General features: G+C 64.2%; 18 protein-coding genes and 1 tRNA gene. 8 read left to right on the plus strand and 11 right to left on the minus strand.

The genetic code is table 11. From position 1 onward, the window contains the following. Positions 1–69: 69 nt before the first annotated feature. Positions 70–1,173 carry a glycosyltransferase family 9 protein gene (locus ORS3428_RS20595; protein WP_071100100.1) on the minus strand — a complete coding sequence of 368 codons (1,104 nt, stop codon included), beginning with the start codon at positions 1,171–1,173 and terminating at the stop codon, positions 70–72. Between the two features lie 119 nt (positions 1,174–1,292). Next, entirely contained in the window at positions 1,293–3,980 is a 2,688-nt protein-coding gene (gene ppdK, locus ORS3428_RS20600) for a pyruvate, phosphate dikinase (RefSeq protein WP_071100101.1), read from the minus strand. 220 nt (positions 3,981–4,200) lie between these two features. Between ppdK and ORS3428_RS20605 the strand changes: the two genes are divergently transcribed. From ORS3428_RS20605 to ORS3428_RS34245, 5 genes are all read left to right on the plus strand, one after another. Then, on the plus strand, positions 4,201–4,545 hold the full coding sequence (locus ORS3428_RS20605; RefSeq protein WP_071100102.1) for a VOC family protein: 345 nt from the start codon (positions 4,201–4,203) through the stop codon (positions 4,543–4,545). Positions 4,546–4,692: 147 nt separating this feature from the next. Further along, a tRNA-Gln gene (locus ORS3428_RS20610) sits at positions 4,693–4,767 on the plus strand. Between the two features lie 412 nt (positions 4,768–5,179). Continuing rightward, complete coding sequence (locus ORS3428_RS20615; protein WP_071100103.1) at positions 5,180–6,784, plus strand: L-lactate permease; 1,605 nt, start codon at positions 5,180–5,182, stop codon at positions 6,782–6,784. Between the two features lie 101 nt (positions 6,785–6,885). Beyond that, on the plus strand, positions 6,886–7,458 hold the full coding sequence (locus tag ORS3428_RS34240) for a CapA family protein (RefSeq protein WP_274534818.1): 573 nt from the start codon (positions 6,886–6,888) through the stop codon (positions 7,456–7,458). Beyond that, positions 7,455–7,985, plus strand: a complete 531-nt coding sequence (locus ORS3428_RS34245) for a CapA family protein (RefSeq protein ID WP_274534819.1) — start codon at positions 7,455–7,457, stop codon at positions 7,983–7,985. The genes ORS3428_RS34240 and ORS3428_RS34245 overlap by 4 nt, the downstream gene beginning before the upstream one ends. Before the next feature lie 91 nt (positions 7,986–8,076). Here ORS3428_RS34245 and ORS3428_RS20625 read toward each other — a convergent pair whose 3' ends face one another. Then, positions 8,077–8,577, minus strand: coding sequence for an anthrone oxygenase family protein (locus tag ORS3428_RS20625; protein WP_443136864.1), 501 nt, complete (start codon positions 8,575–8,577; stop codon positions 8,077–8,079). Between the two features lie 294 nt (positions 8,578–8,871). Between ORS3428_RS20625 and ORS3428_RS20630 the strand changes: the two genes are divergently transcribed. Further along, entirely contained in the window at positions 8,872–9,135 is a 264-nt protein-coding gene (locus ORS3428_RS20630) for a hypothetical protein (RefSeq protein WP_071100105.1), read from the plus strand. Between the two features lie 101 nt (positions 9,136–9,236). Here ORS3428_RS20630 and ORS3428_RS20635 read toward each other — a convergent pair whose 3' ends face one another. The 8 genes from ORS3428_RS20635 to ORS3428_RS20670 form a co-directional block, all read right to left on the minus strand. After that, positions 9,237–10,037 carry an ABC transporter permease gene (locus ORS3428_RS20635; RefSeq protein ID WP_071100106.1) on the minus strand — a complete coding sequence of 267 codons (801 nt, stop codon included), beginning with the start codon at positions 10,035–10,037 and terminating at the stop codon, positions 9,237–9,239. Next, positions 10,034–10,906 carry an ABC transporter permease gene (locus tag ORS3428_RS20640; protein WP_071100107.1) on the minus strand — a complete coding sequence of 291 codons (873 nt, stop codon included), beginning with the start codon at positions 10,904–10,906 and terminating at the stop codon, positions 10,034–10,036. The genes ORS3428_RS20635 and ORS3428_RS20640 overlap by 4 nt, the downstream gene beginning before the upstream one ends. Then, positions 10,903–12,003, minus strand: a complete 1,101-nt coding sequence (locus ORS3428_RS20645; RefSeq protein ID WP_071100108.1) for an ABC transporter ATP-binding protein — start codon at positions 12,001–12,003, stop codon at positions 10,903–10,905. Before ORS3428_RS20645 ends, ORS3428_RS20640 begins: the two co-directional genes overlap by 4 nt. A 78-nt stretch (positions 12,004–12,081) precedes the next feature. Further along, positions 12,082–13,107 carry an ABC transporter substrate-binding protein gene (locus ORS3428_RS20650; RefSeq protein ID WP_071100280.1) on the minus strand — a complete coding sequence of 342 codons (1,026 nt, stop codon included), beginning with the start codon at positions 13,105–13,107 and terminating at the stop codon, positions 12,082–12,084. A 68-nt stretch (positions 13,108–13,175) separates the two neighbouring features. Then, positions 13,176–14,174, minus strand: a complete 999-nt coding sequence (gene araD1, locus ORS3428_RS20655; RefSeq protein WP_071100109.1) for an AraD1 family protein — start codon at positions 14,172–14,174, stop codon at positions 13,176–13,178. A gap of 32 nt (positions 14,175–14,206) precedes the next feature. Continuing rightward, positions 14,207–14,983, minus strand: coding sequence for an SDR family NAD(P)-dependent oxidoreductase (locus tag ORS3428_RS20660; protein WP_071100110.1), 777 nt, complete (start codon positions 14,981–14,983; stop codon positions 14,207–14,209). 9 nt (positions 14,984–14,992) lie between these two features. Further along, positions 14,993–16,720, minus strand: a complete 1,728-nt coding sequence (locus tag ORS3428_RS20665) for an IlvD/Edd family dehydratase (protein ID WP_071100111.1) — start codon at positions 16,718–16,720, stop codon at positions 14,993–14,995. Beyond that, positions 16,713–17,510: a FadR/GntR family transcriptional regulator gene (locus ORS3428_RS20670; RefSeq protein WP_071100112.1), complete on the minus strand. Its 798-nt coding sequence runs from the start codon at positions 17,508–17,510 to the stop codon at positions 16,713–16,715. The genes ORS3428_RS20665 and ORS3428_RS20670 overlap by 8 nt, the downstream gene beginning before the upstream one ends. A 49-nt stretch (positions 17,511–17,559) precedes the next feature. Between ORS3428_RS20670 and ORS3428_RS33370 the strand changes: the two genes are divergently transcribed. Further along, on the plus strand, positions 17,560–17,727 hold the full coding sequence (locus ORS3428_RS33370; RefSeq protein ID WP_157895980.1) for a hypothetical protein: 168 nt from the start codon (positions 17,560–17,562) through the stop codon (positions 17,725–17,727). A gap of 164 nt (positions 17,728–17,891) precedes the next feature. Next, positions 17,892–19,604, plus strand: a complete 1,713-nt coding sequence (locus tag ORS3428_RS20675) for an HAD family hydrolase (protein ID WP_071100113.1) — start codon at positions 17,892–17,894, stop codon at positions 19,602–19,604. Positions 19,605–19,611: the final 7 nt, after the last annotated feature.

A 19,611-nucleotide genomic window follows, 5' to 3' on the forward strand; every position in this document is an offset into this window, starting at 1 on the left:
ATTTGCGTGGGGGTTGGTGCGCGTCGCATCGAAACGGATTTCAGGCGACGCGCCTCGAATCCTTACTTGCTAGACCGCCTGGTCCAGTGTCACCTCGGTCCGCGACAGGAGTTCGCGCGCCGCGTCGACCACGGCATCCACTTCGAGGCGCCAGACACAGCACGCCTTGGCCGGATCGGTCCGGCGGCACAGATCGCCGCCGACGCAGTCGCAAGGCATGGACGGCCGCACCGAGATGCTAGGGACGCCGACGGGCCCCCACTCAACCGGGTTGGTCAGGCCGAACAGGCCGACGACCGGAGTGCCGGCCGCCGCCGCCATATGCATCGGGCCGCTCTCGTTGCCGACGAACAGCCGAGCTTCCTTGAAGAGCGCGAGCAGCGTTTCCAGCGAGAGCGCGCCGACCAGGTTGACGACCGGCGTCTTCGCAGCCGCCATGATCTTGTCCGCCGCCTCGCTCTCGTCGGGACCGCCGACCAGAACGACGTCCAGCCCGGTTTCGGTCGATATCCGGTCGATCGCGGCGGCAAAGCGTTCGGGCTGCCAGCGGCGGCCGGGGAAGCTCGCTCCGGCATGCACCGCCACGAAGCGGTTCGGCTTGAGATGATATTTGCCGAGCAAAGCGAGCGCCCGCGTCGTTTCGGGGGGCAACGGGCGGATCGCCGGCGCCCTCACGCGCAGTTCCACGCCAATCGCCTCMAGCGGCGACAGATAGCGGTAGAGATAATGCTGCTCACCAAAGCCGAAGGGCTTCATCCTGACATTTGCCGGCTGGCGCTCGTACCAGCGCATCGGCCGTTCGGTCGGGTAGTGACCGATCCGGACCGGAGCATCGATCAGACCGGAAATGATTCGCGTGGTTTTCGAGTCGGCTATGTCGATAACCATGTCGAAGTGATGCTGGCGCAATTCGCGCACGGTCCGCAGCATCTCGCGCCCGCGCTGCAGCGGCGTGCCGCGCATATGGGCACGGCGGAAGGTAATGACTTCGGACGCGATGCCATGCGCCGTGAGGAAGCCGCCGAAGCGGGCCTCGCAGAAGAAGACGATCCTGACGCCCGGATATTCGAGCTGCAGGTTCTTCGCCAATGTCGAGGCAAGCACGATGTCGCCGACGAACTTGGTCTGCAGGATCAGGATCGACCGGACAGAACTGGGGGAAATCTGCAACATCCGTTTCTCGCGCCGAGGAATTCGGAACAAAGACACTGCTTGGGAAGGATGTCCAGATTCTGAACCAGCACGCGCACGTTCGCGTGAGTTTCCATACAAAATTGTAAGGTGCGCGCCGGTCAGGCGGCGCGCTTTGCCTTGCCTTTCGCGGCCTGCACCGCCGCCTGCGCGGCGGCCAACCGCGCGATCGGCACGCGATAGGGCGAGCACGACACATAATCGAGGCCGACCTCCTCGCAGAAGCGGATCGAGGCCGGGTCGCCGCCATGTTCGCCGCAGATGCCGAGCTTGATGCTGTGGCGTGTCGCCCYGCCCTTTTCAGCCGCGATCCGCACCAACTCGCCGACGCCGTCGACGTCGAGCGAAACGAACGGATCCTGCTCGATTATGCCCTTTTGCCGGTAGGTTTCCAGGAAGGAGGCCGCATCGTCACGCGAGATGCCGAAGGTCGTCTGCGTCAGATCGTTGGTACCGAAGGAGAAGAATTCGGCAGCCTCGGCGATGACATGGGCGCGGATCGCCGCGCGCGGCAATTCGATCATGGTGCCGGTAAGGTAATCGATCTTCGTGCCGGTCTCCTGCATGACGCTTTTCGCCACCGCATCGATGCGCGCCTTGACGTATTCCAGTTCCTTCACCAGGCCGACCAGCGGCACCATGATTTCGGGCACAACCAGCGCGCCGGCCTTGTGGCCGGCCTCGACCGCCGCCTCGAAAATGGCACGCGCCTGCATTTCGGCGATCTCGGGATAGGAGACGGCGAGCCGGCAGCCGCGATGGCCGAGCATCGGGTTGAATTCGTGCAGCGCCTCGGTCCGCTGGCGGAGCTTGTCGGCCGGCACGTTCATGGCAGCCGCGACCTCGGCGAGTTCGGCCTCGGTCTTGGGCAGGAATTCGTGGAGCGGCGGGTCGAGCAGGCGGATCGTCACCGGTAGGCCGGCCATGATCTCGAACAGCTCGAGGAAATCCGAACGCTGCATCGGCAGGAGCTTGTCCAGCGCGGCGCGCCTGTCCTTCTCGGTGTCGGCGAGGATCATCTCGCGCATGGCGACGATGCGGTCGCCGTCGAAGAACATGTGCTCGGTGCGGCAAAGCCCGATGCCCTCGGCACCGAAGGAGCGCRCCATGCGCGCGTCGAGCGGCGTCTCGGCGTTGGTRCGCACCWTCATGCGGCGCGCCGCGTCGGCCCATTCCATGATGGCGGCGAAATCGCCGGACAACTCCGGCTGCAGCATGGCGACCGCGCCCTTCAGCACCTGGCCGTTGCCGCCGTCGATGGTGATGATGTCGCCCTTGTGGAAGGTCTGGCCCATCGAAATCAGCGCGCCGGCCTTGTAGTCGACGCGCAGCGAGCCGGCGCCCGACACGCAGGGCTTGCCCATGCCGCGCGCCACCACGGCCGCATGGCTGGTCATGCCGCCACGCGTGGTGAGGATGCCTTCGGCCGCATGCATGCCGTGGATGTCCTCGGGGCTGGTCTCGATGCGCACCAGGATCGCCTTGCGCCCCTGCGCCTTGGCCTCCTCTGCATCGCTGGACGAGAAGACGATCTCGCCGGTTGCGGCGCCAGGCGAGGCTGGCAGGCCGACGCCGATGACATCGCGCTCGGCCTTCGGATCGATCGTCGGGTGCAGCAGTTGGTCGAGCGAGGCCGGGTCGATGCGGGCTACCGCCTCCTCCTTGGTGATCAGCCCGTCCTTCGCCATCTCGACGGCAATTCTGAGCGCCGCCTTGGCGGTGCGCTTGCCGGAGCGAGTCTGCAGCATCCACAATTTGCCGCGCTCGATGGTGAATTCGAGGTCCTGCATGTCGCGGTAGTGCTTTTCAAGCCGGTCGGAGATGTCGACGAAGGCCTGGAAGGCATCCGGCATCAGCTTCTGCAGCGACGGCTTATCGGAGCCGGCGGCGATGCGCGCCACCTCGGTGATGTTCTGCGGCGTGCGGATGCCGGCCACCACGTCCTCGCCCTGGGCGTTGACCAGGAATTCGCCGTAGAGCTGCTTCTCGCCGGTCGAAGGGTTGCGGGTGAAGGCGACGCCTGTGGCGGACGTGTCGCCCATATTGCCGAACACCATGGCCTGGACGTTCACCGCTGTCCCCCAGCTTTCCGGGATGTCGTGCAGGCGGCGGTAGGTGATGGCGCGGTTGTTCATCCAGCTCGAAAACACAGCGCCAATGGCGCCCCAGAGCTGCTCGCGCGGATCCTGAGGGAAAGGCTTGCCGAGCTCCTCCTCGACCTTGGCCTTGTAGAGCGCGATCACACCCTGCCACTCGACGGCCGTCAGCTCGGTATCGAGCTCATGACCGAGGCTCGCCTTCTGGTCCTCGAGGATTTCCTCGAACACCTCGTGGTCGAGGCCCATGACGACATCGGAATACATTTGGATGAAGCGGCGGTAGCTGTCATAGGCAAAGCGCGCATCGCCGGAATCGGCGGCAAGCGCCTCGACCGTCTCGTCGTTGAGGCCCAGATTGAGAACGGTGTCCATCATGCCGGGCATCGAAGCGCGGGCGCCGGAACGCACGGATACCAGAAGCAGCTTCGACGGGTCGCCGAAACGGCGGCCGGTGATCCTGCCGATATGGTCGAGCGCCGCAAGGACATCGGCCTCAAGCTCGGACGGATAGGTGCGGCCATTGGCATAGTAGGCGTTGCAGACTTCGGTGGTGATGGTGAAGCCCGGCGGCACCGGCAGGCCGAGGCTGCACATCTCGGCCAGGTTGRCACCCTTGCCGCCGAGAAGATTGCGGTCGCCGGCACGCCCTTCGGCGGCGCCGTCGCCGAAGGTGTAAACCCACTTGGTCATGCTCGCCCTCCAAGTCCTTGGAAGATATACAACACCCGGACCCAGGTCCGGTTCCCCGTCCTTCCGGTCCGAGCGATATGATGCTGCAGTGCGAATGGCAAGGCGTCGGCAGGGCAAGCCGGGTGCTACAAATCGATTAATCAAACGCTGCGTCAAAAGGACTTGCCGGCAGATGGCCTTGCCATATAGAACATATCAAGAACAAGGGTGGAGTAGCGCGATGAAACTCAACGGAAAACTCGACTATCTGGAGTTGCCGGCGACCGGCGGAACGCTGGACAGCGTCAAGTCGTTCTACAGCGCGGCGTTTTCCTGGTCGTTCACCGATTACGGCCCGACCTATTCCGCCTTTGCCGAGGGGCTGGATGGCGRCTTCCAGGCCGATGCCGGCGAGGCGTCCGCCAGGCCRCTGCCCGTGCTCTACTCCGAAAACCTGGAAGAGATGCTGGAGGCGGTGGAGAATGCCGGCGGCAGCATCATCAAACCGATCTTCCCCTTCCCGGGTGGCAGGCGGTTCCATTTCACCGATCCGGCCGGCAACGAACTCGCGGTCTGGGGGGAATAGGGGAGTAGGGAGCAAGGCGGTCGGTAAGGAAACTCGTGCCTATTCCCTACTGCCTTACTCGCTATTCCCTTATTCCCCTATTCCCACCATTGAGCTTTCTCCCGCCTCGTCCTATAAGGCCGCGCGCAGCGGGCACGGCCCGGCTGCTGGGGCGTCGCCAAGTGGTAAGGCATCGGTTTTTGGTACCGACATTCCCAGGTTCGAATCCTGGCGCCCCAGCCACTTGTTTTCCCTTATTTTTCAATCTCCTAGAGCAATTCCAGGAAAAGTGCGAAACGGTTTGCTGCTCCGGATTTGCGTCAAAACAAGGAGACGGAACAGTCTGCGTTTCCGTGAATCGGTGAACTGCTCCGGTGAAGTTCCAATCGAGCAGTTGATGCAAAGCATTGGCCACGCAGCCTGATGGATCGCGTCGTTGYGGTTCCAGGTTYGTGTTAACGTTGCATGCAAAATCTGCTAATCTAAGAATCCGCTAATTTGAGGGTCCGATTGCCGGAGCGGCAAGCGACGCGTCGCAGGGGCCTTTGGCAAGCAATTGAAGCGCCCTTGCTGGACCACTGGGAATCCTTGGTCCCTGCCCTCGCTGCTTGAACACGAAACGTCTGCGCCAACCTCAAGATGGGCGGTCTTTCACATGTTCAGCCAGATTCTCAACCCCACCGGAAACCTGTTCATCACCTGGCTCGTGGCCCTGATCCCGGYCGCGGCATTGCTTTTCATGCTCGCTGCGCTTCGCTGGTCGGCCTGGGTTGCGACGCTCGTCGGCTCCGTGATTACGCTTGCGCTCGGACTGTGGGTGTGGCGCATGCCGCTTGGTGATGGCATCCGTGCCTATCTCTACGGCTCCGCGACAGGCGTATGGAGCGTTGACTGGATCACGTTCTGGGGCGTGATGCTGTTCAACACGCTGGTCGTCTCCGGCGCGTTCGACAAATTGCGGCGCTGGCTGGTAGCGCAGGGGACGCAGGATGTCCGGGTGCAGACCATCATGTTTGCCTGGGCGTTCGGCGCCCTCCTGGAAGGTCTTGTCGGCTTCGGCTATCCGTGGGCGTTCGTCGCCCCGATCCTGATCGCCCTCGGGATTCCGGACCTCGACGCCATCCGGGTTGCCGCGATTGCCAACAACGCACCGGTCTCGTACGGAGCGCTCGGTGCGCCGATCATCGCTCTCGCGGCCGTTACCGGCTATCCGTTGCTGGAGCTGTCAAGCTCGATCAGCAAGATCGTTGCGCTCTTGGCGCTGTTGCCGCCTTGGATCCTTCTGTATCTCGTCTCGGGCAGGAAGGGCATGTGGGAGGCATGGCCCCTGGCCGTGGTCGGATCCCTCGCCTACATCGCCGGACAGCTGCCGGTCGGCACCTATCTCGGCCCTTACCTGCCGGATGTTGCCGGCGCAATCGTGTGCTTTGTCTGCCTGCTGCTGTTGCTCAAAGTCTGGCAGCCGAAGCAGATGCGAGCCTATGGCGGCGAGCCGCTCACCGGTTCTGCAACTGCAACATCTCACGGCCTTTCGGCCGGCGACATCTTCCAGGCCTGGCTGCCGATCGCGGTTCTGATCGTCGTCGTGGTGGCCTGGACCGGGCCATGGTCCAAGCTGCCCAGCATCTCGCTTGTAAAAATGCAGGTGGCCGCAGCATCCTCGATAACGCAGGGCGCGACGATCACCGCCGCCTTCAGCTGGACCCCGTTCGTCGGGGGCTCCGCCATCCTTGCGTCATGGATCATTGTCGCGCTGCTGCTTCGCGTGAACGGCCGGCAGCTTGCCGAGATCTGGACGACGACATGGTCGCAGATGTGGGGCGCTTGCCTCGTCGGCGTGTTCATTTTCGGCTTGGCCTATGTATACAACTATTCCGGCATGGCGGCTTCGCTGGCGAAGGCCTTTGCGTCGCTCGGCCCCGCCTTCATCATCGTCGCTCCGCTGCTCGGCTTCATCGGGGTCGCCCTTTCGGGCAGCAACACGTCCACCAACGCGATGTTCGGCAAGTTCCAGGCGCTGGTCGGCCAACTCCTCGCCTTTCCGCCGCTGCTGTTGCCGACCGTAAACTCGGTCGGCGCAGAGATCGGAAAGCCGATCGCGCCGCAGACCGCCAGTGTCGGCGTTTCCACCACGCGCTTCGTGCGCAACGAAGGCGCGGTCATTCGGCACAATTTCTTCTGGTGCCTGGTGGTGCTCTGCTATCTCATCGTCATCAGCRTCGCCTGCTATCTTTTCTTCCCCGGCATCGCCAAGCTCTGAACTGTTTAGCAGCCGCTCGGGCCTCTGGCTYGAAGGGATAGAGYCTTRCACCTTCGGCGTCTTCCACCAGATCCAGTGTGTGAAGAAGGGAATTGCGCGAAATGAAACTGTTTCTGTGCGGCGATGTGATGACCGGTCGTGGCATCGACCAGATCATGCCGCAGCCTTGCGATCCGACCTTGCACGAACCGCATATCCGCTCTGCTCTTGCCTACGTGAAGTTGGCGGAAAGTCGTTCGGGCGAAATCCCGAGGGGGGCGCCCTTCGACTATATCTGGGGCGACGCGCTGGACCAGATCGATCGCCGTGAACCGGATTTGAGGATCATCAACCTGGAAACCAGCGTCACTGCCGACGGAAAACCTGAGCCGAAGGGCATCAATTATCGGATGCATCCTGCGAATTTGGGCTGCATAGCTGCCGCGGATATCGACTGCTGCGTCCTTGCCAACAACCATGCCGCTGACTGGGGATCGGCCGGCCTGAGGRATACGCTGCGCGCGGCACAAGATGCGGGATTCGCGACGGCCGGCGCGGGGCTGGATGCCGATGCGGCTGCCGCTCCCGCCATCCTCGAAACCACACCGGGCAGGCGGCTTCTTGTATTCGCCTTCGCTTGCCCATCCAGCGGGGTTCCCGACGGCTGGGCTTCCGGGAGAGACGGCCCGGAGTGAATGTCCTTGCCAGTCTGGACGAAAATGCGCTGGCAGCCGTCATCCACACCATCGATCGCTGGCGCCGACCCGGCGACGTAGTCCTTGTCTCTGTCCATTGGGGTCCCAACTGGGGCTATGAAGTGCCTGTCGCGCATACACGCTTCGCCCACGGGCTCATCGACAGCGCCCGCGTCGATGTCGTCCACGCGCACTCTTCGCACCACCCCCTGGCGATCGAGGTCCGCTCGGGCAAGCCGATCCTTTACGGATGCGGCGATTTCATCAACGATTATGAAGGGATCGGCGGACACGAAGCGTTCCGCCCTGACCTCTCACTGGCCTATTTCGTCGATTTGGATGACATGAGCCATCATCTTCTGAGTTTCGAGATGGTGCCCTTCCGCATGCAGAAATTCCGGCTCGCTCGCGCATCCGACGAGGAGGCCGCCTGGCTCGGCCAGACGCTGGACCGCGAATGCCGGCGCTTCGGGGGGCACGTTCGCCTGAGCGAGAGCGAGCACAACACTCTGGTGCTGCCGACATAGTCGTGAGGCCCGGTCAAGCGCCCGACCGACAGATCAGCCCTGTCCTGCTTTGAGATTTCGAGCGGCTCGGGCGCAAAAGCCCAGCCAGACATCAGCTGCTTTCGATGGCAATTGCCGTGGTCAGCAGGATCAGGCTCAGCATTGCGAACCCCGCGCGGAGAACGTGCGAGAGCTCCCACCGGTCACGAAGCGCCTTCCACTCTTCCTTCGGCGGGAGCGTGGTGCCGTCGCTGCCCTCGGTCGCGAAGAAGCGCTTCGCCGGCGCAGTCAATTCCACCTCTTGCAGCCAGTGCTTGTTGATCGGCTGGGTCATGAACCAGAAGACGAGCTGCATGCCGAGGAGCGCGGCGAGCGCGCCGGCGATCAGCCGGAATTGGACGGCGCCGCTCGACATCAGCGTCAACGCGAACGTCGCGACGATGCCGCCGACCTCGGCGATGCCGCCTCCGATGGTGAAGCCCGGATAGTAGATCCGTTGGACGACAAAATACTCATGCCTGCCCAGCCGCATTTTGCCTGGCAGCTCCAGAGCATGGGCGAACGCCATGGCCATCGCGCCCGCCACGAGGATGACGGTCAGGACCTTCAGCAAAACATACATCGGATGGGCCTCCTGCTCCGGCCGACTGCTCCAGGGCTTCGGCGATTTCGAGCGATACTCCGGACCGAACGTCACCGTCCCGACCAGAGTTCCATCGACTGTACCGTGACCRTATGACTTTGGTCATTGGCAATCATAACCTTCGCCAGATGCTTCGACCCTTCGGTTTCCGCTACAGCATGAGGAAGTCGGCACCCGCCTATCTGTTTGTTTTAGCTGCATTTCCGCCACGCCAAGCAATTCCACCTGGCTGCAAATGCTCATCAGCCCTGAAAGGTCCACCCCATGAGGAAGTTCGCGATTGCAGCCCTGCTTGTCCCGGTTCTTGCCATGCATGCCTCGCAGGCGGGCGCCGTCGGCTGCATTTCAGGAGCGATCGCCGGCGGCATTGCCGGACATTACGCAGGGCGCCACGGAGTGCTGGGCGCGATGGGCGGTTGTGTCGCCGGCCATGAACTGCACAAGAAGCAGAAGGCAGCACGAAAGCTGAAGCAGCAACTGCAGCAGCAAGCCCAACAGCCGCAGCCGGCCCAGGTGCCCGCGCAATAGACTCGAGCGCCAACGCACTCAGGAAGTGCGGCCATCCTCCCCCAATGCAGCCGTTCCAGGCGGACGCCTGGAACGGCTTTTCAGCGTTGCGGCGTCAGCGCTCAGGTCCGCTGCGTGGCGATCTGCTTCGGGATGAGGAACCGCGCCGCAAGGGCGCACAACAGCACCGTGAACATCAGGATCAGCGCGACCAGCGCGTTGATGTCTGGCGAGAAGCCGAGCCGCATCATCGCCCACAGGCGGACGGGCAGCGTCGTCTGGGTGCCGGTGACGAGGATGGTGATCATGGTCTCGTCGAACGACAGGGCGAAGGCCAGGATGGCGCCGCCGACCATGGCGCTCGACAGGTTGGGCAGGATGATGCGCCAGAAGGTCTGCCATTTCGTGGCACCGAGGTCGTAGGAGGCTTCCACAAGCGTGCGGCTCATCGACTGCAGGCGCGTCAGCACCGTGCGGTAGACGATCGCCAGAACGAAGACGGTGTGGCCGACGATGACCGTCAGCAGCGAGCGCTCGATGCCGACCTCGCGGAAGAAGATCAGCAGCGCGAGGCCGCTGATGATGGGCGGCATTAAGAACGGCAGGAAGATGATGAACTGCAGCAGCGACCGGCCGGCGCGGCGGCCGTGATAATAGAGGGCAAGCAGCGTGCCGCTGACCACCGACAGCACGACCGTGCAGGCGCCGACGACCAGCGTGGTGCGCAGCGCCAGGAGGATCTCGTGGTTTCCGGCCAGCGCGACATAGGTCTCGACCGTCGGCGACGACCAGTCAACCTCGCCGCGCGCTACCGGAAAGAAGGACGACACGATCGGCACGAAAAGCGGGCTGTAGAGCAGCGCCGCGACCAGCGTGGTGACCGCGGCGAGAAGGATCGTGGACAGGCGCGGAGCGGCGATCAATGCGAAGCCCCCCGGTTGCGCCCGAACCGCTCGCCGAGAAGGATCGCGACGATCACCACGATGGCCAAAGCCACCGATAGAGCGGCGCCGAAGGGCCAGTTATAGGCGGTACCGAACTGACTGTAGAGAATGCGGCCGAAGGTGAAGCCGCTGATGCCGCCGACCATCTGCGGCGTCAGAAAATCGCCGATCGCCAGCACGAAGACGAAGCTCGCCGCCGAGGCGACGCCGGGCAAGGACAGCGGCAAGGTGATGCGCAGGAACGTCTGCAGGCCGCTCGCGCCGAGATCGTCGGAGGCGCGCAAGAGCACCTGGGGGATGCGCTCCAGCGCCAKAAAGATCGGCAGGATGGCGAAGGGGATCAGGAGCAGCGTTAGCGTGAGCAGGATGGCATTCATGTTGAAGACGAAGAGCGTCGACGGCTCGGCGATGATGCCGAGCGCCACCAGCGCCTTGTTGAGGAAGCCGTTGAGGCCGAGGATGCTGCGGATCGCGTAGATCTTGATGACGTAGCTCATCAGGAGCGGCACCATGAGCAGCATCAGCAGCGCATAGCGCCACCGGCCTTCAAGCGTCGTCAGGAAATAGGCCGCCGGATAGGCGAGCAGGATCGAGATCACCGCCACCGAAAGGCAGAGCACGATCGTGCGCCAGAACACCGGGAGGAAGACCGGATCGGTGAAGAAACGCGCATAGTTGGCGAGTGTCGGCGCGTAGACGATCTGGCCCTGGTCGACACTGAAGAAGCTGTAGACGAGGAAGATCGCCAGCGGCGCAAGCACAAAGATCGCCGGCAGCGCGAAGGCGAGCGCCGTCACCAGATGCGACCACCGCCCGTCGAGGGGTTGCGGCGAGCCGGTCCCGCTCATGCCAGCACCAGATGGCCTTCATGCGGCGCGAAGCAAAGCGCCACGGTCTCGCCGGCTTTCAACGCGCTGCCGTTGACCTGGCTCGGAAAGCGCAGCCTCAGGCGCTGCGCGGCATCGCCGCCGGCCGTGATGGTGGCGACCGTCGAGGAACCGGCAAAGGCGAGATCGGCGATCGTGCCGGAAAGACGGTTCTCGGCCTCGTCGTCGCCGGCAAGGCGCAGCGCTTCGGGGCGGAAGGCCGCGAAGCCGGCGGCGCCGGCGGCCGCCGTTTTTAGATGCGGCTGGCCGGCGATCGAGCAGACGAGCCGGCCGAGCGCCGTCTCGATCGCACGGAACTCGCCCTGCGTCTCGCCGAGCGTGCCGGCCACCAGATTGTTCTCGCCGAAGAAGCGCGCCACGAACTCGCAATTCGGCTTGTAGTAGAGCTCGTGCGGGGTACCGAGCTGGCGGATATGGCCGGCCTGCATGACGCAGATGCGGTCGGCCATGCCGATCGCCTCCTCCTGGTCGTGGGTGACAAAGAGGAAGGTGGTCTTGACCTCGCGCTGGATGGATTTCAGGAACTCCTGCATCTGCCGGCGCAATTCGAGGTCGAGCGCAGCAAGCGGCTCGTCCAGCAGGACGAGGCGGGGCTGGCAGATCAGGGCGCGGGCGAGCGCCACGCGCTGGCGCTGGCCTCCGGAGAGCTGGGCCGGAAAACGGTCGGCGAAGCGCCCGAGTTGCACCAGCTCCAGCGCTTCCGCGACCCGGCGCGCGATCTCCTTGCGCGGCACATGGCGAACCGACAGCCCGTAACCGACATTGCCGGCGACGGTCAGATGCGGGAACAGAGCATAGTCCTGGAAAACGGTGTTGAACGGTCGCCGGTTGATCGGCATGCCACTGATATCCTGGCCGTCGAGCCGGATTTCGCCCGACGTCAACGGCTCGAGGCCGCCGATCAGCCTGAGCACCGTGGTCTTGCCCGAACCGGACGGCCCCAGCACGGTCAGGAACTCGCCGTCGCGGATCGCAAGGTCGATATCGTGGAGGACGGGGACCGTGCCATAGGATTTCGAGACGGAGCGTAGCGTGAGCAGGTCGCCAGTCTGGTTCATGGCCTACTTTCAAAAAATGCCGTATCGGCGGCCCGGAAGGATCCGGACCGCCAAGTCCTCAAACGCAGCGAGAGTAGCTCAGGGTGTCGCCTTGATCTCGTTCCAAAGGTCGGAACGCTTCAGCGGATCCTCGACATTGTTGAGYCAGACCAGCTTGTCGTTGCCGCCGGCGCTGCTCGACTCGACCACGGTATTGCCGAAGCCTGTCCGCTCGGACAGTGCACCGCTGACCTTCTTGCTCAGCATGAAGTTGATCCACTTCTCGGCCGCGTCCTTGTCACGGACGCCCTTGGAGATGACCCAGTTGTCGAGCCAGGCAAGCGCGCCTTCCGTCGGATTGATGTAGGCGACGTGGGCGCCAATCTTTTGCAGGGCCTTGACCTGCTGCTGGCCGTAATTGGCCCAGATCAGCGCGACGTCGTTGTTTTGGTAGATCTGCTGGGCCTCGTCGGCGGTGGTATAGAAGCTCAGGACATTGCGCTTGAGGTCGATCAGCTTGGCCTTGACCGCCGCCATCTGCTCGGGGCTGAGATTGAAGGGATCCTTGTAGCCCAGCGTCAGCGCGGTGAAGGAGAAATTGTGCTCGCCATTGTCATAGGCCAGCACCTTGCCCTTGTAGGCCGGGTCCCACAGCACCGACATTGAGGTCGGAGCCGGCTTCACCTTGTCGGTGTCGTAGATCAGGCCGATGGAATCGAAGCAGAATGGGATGCCGTAGACCTTGCCGTCCTTGGTATCGCCGCTGACCTTGGTGATGTCGCGGAAGCGCGGCAGCGTGTCCTTCTGATTGGGCAGCTTCGACAGGTCGATCGGCGTGACGAGATTGGCCTTGATATAGCGCTGCAGCTGCGCGGTATTGACGGCGAAGACGTCGAAGTCCTGTCCTTCGCTGCCCTTGATCTTGGCCCAGATCTCGTCGTCGCTGCCGATGAAGACGACATCGACGCCGATGCCGCTCTCGGCGGTGAATTCCTTGACCCAGTCGGCATCGGCATAGCCGTCCCAGGCCAAAACGCGCAGGTTCGCGGCCAGCGCCGACGACGCCATCAGCCCGATGCCCAGGCCGACACTCGCTATCCCTAGAAGCAGTTTTTTCAGCAGCATGATCATTCTCCCATTTGTTGTTGCGGCATTTGTTGTCCGGTGGATCGCAGCCAACGGCGCTTGGACCCTCACAACGCGGTGACGGCGACCAATCCCTCGTCCGGCACAGCCTGCATGCGGTTGCACAGCGGCTTGCCGAATTCCGGCGCCTCGATCTCGTATTCGTCGCCCGGCGCCGTCCTTATGCCCGAGGCGTAGCTCATCACCGCCGCGCCGAAGAAATAGGCGTGCAGGTCGCCCGGCCGGCGATGCATCGGGTAGCGGAAATGGTAGTGCTCGAGATTGGCGATCGAGTGCGACATGTGCGCTTCGCCCGACAGGAATTCCTGCTCCCAGATGACAGCGCCGTCGCGCCGGATGCGGGAATGGCCGCGCACCTCCCGCGGCAGCTCGCCGATCAGCAATTCGGGACCGATCGAGCAGGAGCGCAGCTTGGAGTGCGCGAGATAGAGGTAGTTCTCGGCCTCAGTCACATGGTCGGAATATTCGTTGCCCAGCGCATAGCCGATGCGATAGGGGCGGCCGTCCGGTCCGTTGAGATAGAGGCCGACGATCTCGGCCTCCTCGGCGCCCGCCTTGGCGAAGGCCGGCAGCGGCAGTGGCGCGCCGGGCGGAACGACACAGGTGCCGACGCCCTTGAAGAACCATTCGGGCTGGACGCCGAGCTTGCCCGGCGCCGGCTTGCCGCCTTCCAGCCCCATGCGGAAGATCTTGAGCGAGTCGGATTCGGCGGCGTCCTTGCCATGGGTCAGCACATGCATCTTGTCGCGTGCAGCAGCGCTTCCCGTGTGCGTCAGGCCGGTGCCGGTGACGAGGAAGCGCGCCGGCTCCGGATGATCGACGGGCACAAGCACGCGGCCGTCGCGCAGCAGCCGGTCGTAATCAGCCTTCTCGGCGCCGGTCCGCTCCTCGACCAGCGAGGCGATCGACTTGCCCTCGGCGATCGCCGCCGTGGCAAGGTCGAGGACCGTGCTCGTGCCGGCGAGGAAATGGAGGTGATCGCCATCGGCGCTGACGCGGCCAACGTGGCGGCTGCCATCGGGCGATTGGAACTGAACGAGACGCATGATGCACCCTTTTTGCTGTGGTCCGATGCCGGTCACACCCAGCCGCCATCGACGATGAATTGCTGGCTCGAGCACATGCGGCTGTCGTCGGCGGCGAGAAACAGCGCCATGCGCGCGATGTCGGAAGGCTGCAGCCGGTCGGGCAGGCATTGCCTTTCCTCGATCTGGCGCTCTCCGGCCGGCGTCAGCYAAAGGCGCATCTGGCGCTCCGTCATCACCCAGCCCGGCACCATGCAGTTGACGCGGATGCGCTCGGGGCCGAGCTCGCGGGCGAGCGCCCGCGTCATACCGTAGACGGCCGCCTTCGCCGTGACATAGGCCGGGCAATCCGCGTCACCGACCATCCAGGTGATCGAGCCGAAATTGATGATCGAGCCGCCGCCCTGAGCCTTCATCTGCGGCCGCACGGCCTGTGCCGCAAAGAACTGGTGGCGCAGGTTGACCGCCATGCGGTCGTCCCAGTAGGCGACGCTGACATCCGCGGTCTGATGGCGATCGTCATTGCCGGCGTTGTTGCACAGCGCCTGGATGGAGCCGTTATGCTCCCTCGCCTGCTCGACGGCGGCCTGCAGGTCCTCGATATTGCGCAGGTCGCAAGGAATGAAGAGCGGCGCCGAATGGCCTTCGGCGGCGATCGCCGCGACCAGTTGCCTCGACGACTCTACCGCCAGGTCGACGAAGGCGACACGGCTGCCTTGCGCGCAGAAATGGCGCACAAGGCTTTCGCCGATGCCGCTGCCGCCGCCGGTTATGAAGACGCTGCGGCCCCTGAGGCTGGGATAGATGGCGTAGCCGGTCTCATTGCTCATCGCGGGCACCTAATGCGAATGGCGGGGAATGCCGGCATCGCGGCGGCCAACGAGGAAATCGAAATCGCAGCCCCTGTCGGCCTGCAGCACGCGCTCGACATAGAGGCTCTGGTAGCCGCCCTGAGGCGGAGCCGGCGGCTTCCAGTCGCGGCGGCGGGCGGCAAGTTCCTCTTCGGAAACCAGCAGCTCGAGGCGCCGGCCGGCCACGTCGAGATCGATGAGATCGCCGTCGCGGACCAAAGCGAGCGCCCCGCCGGCTGCGGCCTCCGGCGYGACATGCAGGACCACGGTGCCATAGGCGGTGCCGCTCATGCGCGCATCGGAGATGCGCACCATGTCGGAGACGCCCTGCTTCAGGAGCTTCGCCGGCAGCGGCATGTTGCCGACCTCGGCCATGCCGGGATAGCCGCGCGGCCCGCAATTCTTGAGCACCATCACCGAGTAGGCGTCGATGTCGAGGTCCGGATCGTCGATGCGGGCGTAGTAATGCTCGATGTTCTCGAAGACCACCGCCCTGCCCCGATGCTGCATCAGCGCCGGCGTCGCTGCGGACGGCTTTATGACGGCGCCGTTGGGCGCGAGGTTGCCACGCAGCACCGATATGCCGCCTTCCCTGGTCAGCGGCCGGTCGAGGGGCCTGATGACTTCGGGATTGTAGTTCGGTGCGCCGTCGATCAGCTCGCCGATGGTCTTTCCGCTGACGGTCATGGCGTCGCGATGAAGAAACCCCACTCCATCGAGCGACGCCATGACCGCAGCCAGCCCCCCGGCATAGTAGAAATCTTCCATCAGGAACCGGCCCGACGGCATCAGGTCGACGATGGTCGGCACGTCGCGGCCCAGGCGGTCCCAATCATCGAGACTGAGGTCGACGCCGACGCGGTGCGCGATCGCGATGAGGTGCAGCACCGCATTGGTCGAGCCGCCGATGGCGCCGTTGACGCGAATGGCGTTCTCGAAGGCTTCGCGTGTCAGTATCTGCGAGATCGTCACGTCCTTGTGGACCATCTCGACGATCCGCCGTCCGGCGAGCTGCGCAAGCACGCCGCGGCGTGAATCGACAGCCGGTATCGCCGCGTTGTCCGGCATGCCGATGCCCAGCGCCTCGACCATGCTGGCCATGGTGGAGGCGGTGCCCATCGTCATGCAGCTGCCGGCGGAGCGGCTCTGGCCCTGCTCGGCGGCGAGGAAATCCTCGACCTTCATGCGGCCTGCCTTCACCTCCTCGGCGAATTTCCAGACATGAGTGCCGGAGCCGATGTCCTGGCCGCGGAACTTGCCGTTGAGCATCGGCCCGCCCGACACGGCGATGGTCGGCAGGTTGCACGACGCCGCCCCCATTAGCAGCGCCGGCGTGGTCTTGTCGCATCCGACCATGAGCACGACGCCGTCGATCGGGTTGCCGCGGATGGATTCCTCGACGTCCATGCTCGCCAAGTTACGGAACAGCATGGCGGTCGGGCGCATGTTGCTTTCGCCGAGCGAGGTCACCGGAAACTCGACCGGCAGGCCGCCGGCCTCGTAGACGCCGCGCTTGACGTGATCGGCGAGCGCCCGCAGATGCGCATTGCACGGGGTCAGCTCCGACCAGGTGTTGCAGATGCCGATCACCGGGCGTCCGTCGAAGGCGTCGGCCGGAATGCCCTGGTTTTTCATCCAGCTGCGGTGCATGAAGGCGTTCTTGCCGTCGCCGCCGAACCACGCCGCGGACCGCAGCTTGCGCTTTTCGTCACTCACGTCTCTGTTCCTTGCGGCGCCTGTTGCGGTTCTCGACGCTGCGGCGAACGTCTTCCTCGGCATTGTCGATGAGCACGAGCAGCGCCTGCTGCGCGCCCGGTCCATCGCCGGCGGCGATCTTCTCGGCCACCTCGCGATGCAGCGGCAGCGAGTGACGCTGCCCCTCCGGATTGTCGTTGGAAAGCCGGAAGCTCATCATCAGCGCCGTCTCCACCAGCGCCGCCAGCGAGCCGATCAGCTCGTTGCCCGTCATGCGCAGGATGGTCTGGTGGAAGATGAGGTCGGGCTTGGCGAAGCGATCGCCATCGTCGCCCACGGCTTCCATTTCGGCGAGAGCGGCATTGAGCTCGGCGAGCTGCGCCGGCGTGGCGCGCCTGGCCGCGAGCGCCGCCGACATCGGCTCGATCGCGCGGCGCAACTCGAACAGCGCCGTGACGTCCTCGGCGCTGACGCCGGCCGCGTAACGCCATGAAAGGACATCAGGATCGAGGAAGTTCCAGTCGGAGCGCGGCCGCACCCGCGTTCCGGTCTTCGGCCGCGACTCGACCAGCCCCTTGCCCGCCAGGACCTTGATCGCCTCGCGCAGCACGGTGCGGCTGACACCCAGCATCTCGCTGGAGTCATCGGCATTGGGCAGCGCCTCGCCCGGCAGGAAATCGCCCTGCACGATGCGCAGCCCGATCTGCTCGACCACCGTCGCATGCAGCGCCGTCGAGCCGCTCGCGACCGCCGCGACGACCCGCGATGTGCGCGCGGTGCTGAAGGACTTCGTATTCTTCAWACTATTCATATGATATGTCTTATCCAGGCGACGACGAGAGTCAAGGCATCGGGGGAAGATGGACGGGAATTTTGAAATAAGCGCCGCCGGCGGGCGCGAAAGGCTGGTCATCACGGACGCCTTCAACCGCCTCGAGGAAGGCACCGGCCGCATGGTGCTCGCGCCCGGCGAAAGCCAATCGGCAACGGTCTGCTTGGGGCCGAACATGCCCGCAGGCGGTCTTTGATCGCCTTTCACTCCTTGCGCAGCGTATCGGCTATCACTGCATCCAGGCTGCTGGCCGGGACACCGCATTCCTCGCTGCTCAAACCGTCGGCCTAAACCTTTTCCGCCGACAGACGTTGTTCGTTCCGGAAGCACCGAGCGACCGCCAGCGGAGAGGACCACCCGATGTATTTCATGGCATTGGCCAGCGACTACGATGGCACGCTGGCGCATAACGGCCTGGTTTCGGCAAGCACGCTCTCGGCCCTGGAGAAGCTGAAAAGGTCCGGCCGCAAGCTCATCCTGGTCACCGGCCGTGAATTGCGCGACCTCAAGGAAACGTTTCGGGAGATCGGCATCTTCGACAAGGTCGTCGCTGAAAACGGCGCGCTGATCTACACCCCGGCCAGCGAGGAAGAGCGCGCGATTTCGCCTTGCCCTTCCGCCGATCTCATCGACAGGCTGAAGAAGCGCGGCGTCAAGCCGCTCTCGGTCGGCCGCTCGATCGTCGCCACCTGGGAACCGCACCAGGCCACAGTGCTCGACGTCATCAAGAAGCTCGGGCTGGAGCTGGAGATCAGCTTCAACAAGGGCGCGGTGATGATCCTGCCCAGCGGCACCAATAAGGCGACGGGACTCGCGGCGGCGCTTGCCGATCTCAAGCTGTCGCCGAACAATGTGGCGGCCATCGGCGATGCCGAGAACGATCACGCCTTCCTTCGTGCCGCGGGCTTGAGCGTCGCCGTCGCCAATGCCTTGCCGGCAGTCAAGGAGACCGCCGACCTCGTCACGAAAAGCGCGCGCGGCAAGGGCGTCGAGGAGCTGATCCGAAAGCTCATCAAGCTCGACCATCTGATCGTCCGCAAGCGCTCGCGCGGTGTCCTGCTCGGGACCGCGCGCGAGAGGAACGTCTATCTGTCGCCGGTCGAGACGGTTCTGATCGCCGGAAGTTCCGGCATCGGCAAGTCCACATTGGCCACCGCACTGACCGAGCGGCTCGTCGAAAAGGGATTGCAGTTCTGCATCTTCGATCCGGAAGGCGACTATGATGGCCTGGCGGGCGCGGTGCCTCTCGGCAATGCCGCCAGCGCGCCGAGCAAGGACCAACTGCTGGAGCTGATCGACAAGCCGGGTACCAATGTTGTGGTCAACGGACTGGCGCTGAAGGTGGACGAGCGGCCCGACTTCTTTGCCGAGCTGCTGCCCGGCCTCGGCAGCGTCCGCTACCGCACGGCAAGGCCGCACTGGCTGATCATCGACGAGGCGCATCACCTCCTGCCCAAGAAGCGTGAGGACACGCGCGCGGTGCTTTCGCTCGAGCTGCCCGGCACGGTACTGATCACCGTGCATCCTGAAGCGGTCTCGACGGGGGTCTTGCGCCTGGTCACCGCCGTGATCGCGCTCGGCCCGAAGGCGAAGGACGTCATCAAGACCTTCTGCAAGGAGACCGGACTGAAGGCGCCCAAGGACATTCCCACGCCGGAGGGCAACCGCGTGCTGCTGTGGCGACCGCACGACGACAAGATGCCTTTCACCGTGAAGCCGATCGAGCCCGACCAGTCGCTGAAGCGGCACAGCCGCAAATATGCCGAAGGCGAGTTGGACGAGGCAGGCAGCTTCTATTTCACCGGACCGAAGAAGGCGATGAAACTCAGGGCCCACAATCTGATCATTTTCGCCCGGATGGCGGAAGGCGTCGACGACAAGACCTGGATGCATCACCTGCGCGCCGGCGACTATTCCAAATGGTTCCGCCACCAGATCAGGGATAAGGACCTGGCCCGCGAGACGGCCGAGGCCGAGAAGGACAAGCGGCTGTCGCCCGAGCAAAGCCGCAAGCTGGTGCTGGAAGCCGTGCGCCGCCGCTACACCGCGCCGGCCTCGGCATCAGAGAAGTAGACTTGCT

The sequence above is a fragment of the Mesorhizobium sp. ORS 3428 genome (genome assembly GCF_001854785.1).
GTDB lineage: Bacteria > Pseudomonadota > Alphaproteobacteria > Rhizobiales > Rhizobiaceae > Mesorhizobium.

Bases quoted from the DNA above. Each gene is read 5' to 3' on its own strand.
- ORS3428_RS20630 (WP_071100105.1), top strand. From the start codon at position 8,872: ATGAGGAAGTTCGCGATTGCAGCCCTGCTTGTCCCGGTTCTTGCCATG.
- ORS3428_RS20645 (WP_071100108.1), bottom strand. From the start codon at position 12,003: ATGAACCAGACTGGCGACCTGCTCACGCTACGCTCCGTCTCGAAATCC.
- araD1 (WP_071100109.1), bottom strand. From the start codon at position 14,174: ATGCGTCTCGTTCAGTTCCAATCGCCCGATGGCAGCCGCCACGTTGGC.
- ORS3428_RS33370 (WP_157895980.1), top strand. From the start codon at position 17,560: ATGGACGGGAATTTTGAAATAAGCGCCGCCGGCGGGCGCGAAAGGCTG.
- ORS3428_RS20675 (WP_071100113.1), top strand. From the start codon at position 17,892: ATGTATTTCATGGCATTGGCCAGCGACTACGATGGCACGCTGGCGCAT.